The sequence below is a fragment of the Halorubrum sp. SP3 genome (assembly GCF_005435195.1).
Classification (GTDB): Archaea; Halobacteriota; Halobacteria; order Halobacteriales; family Haloferacaceae; genus Halorubrum; species Halorubrum sodomense.
In genome coordinates this window covers 1-607 of the sequence record NZ_SGTU01000245.1, presented here as the reverse complement: position 1 = coordinate 607, position 607 = coordinate 1, and the positions used below count along the sequence as shown (strand labels likewise).

Genomic DNA, 607 nt, shown 5'->3' with positions numbered 1-607 from the left:
GTTTATCGCTGAACTCCGTGAAAAACATCTCGTCGATGACGCGCTCTTTCTCGTCGATTCTGCACCGTGGCTGCAAGCGGCACCTCATCGACACGGCCTCGATTACAGATACGAAAAACATGGTAATCGGAATGCCGTCGAACGTGTCTTTCGAGAACTAAAGTGTCGAACTAACCAGTTCTCAAACTGTTTCAGCCACGCCGAAGCAGACACCGTCGAAAATTGGCTTCAAGCATTCGCTTTCGCATGGAACCAGCTTATCTGAACACTACCTGTAGATCCATTCTATTAACTAATATTGAACACTACGGCTCTGTTGAAATCCTTAGGGAATGACACATTCTGACCTGGATGGGGTCAGTAGAGGGCACGCACGGATCGCTTAGTACAGCCAGCCCAGAGAACGATCAAATTAAGAGTATTTCTAGGGTCCATCTTAGACTCATATCTGTGACAGTGACTACGAATGTGTTTTCACATTCACAGTTTACTCGACTCACTTCGTTATCGGTTTCAATCCAGTTGCCACAGTTACACTGGATCCTGATTTTTCTATCTGGTGACTGATTCACTGTTCAACCATCTGATTACAGACTATCATCTGTCC

At 45.6% G+C, this 607-nt stretch carries 1 pseudogene; it reads left to right on the top strand.

The features are described 5' to 3' along the window. A pseudogene (locus tag EXE42_RS16435) lies at positions 1–265 on the top strand (IS6 family transposase); the annotation flags it as partial. Positions 266–607 lie beyond the last annotated feature (342 nt).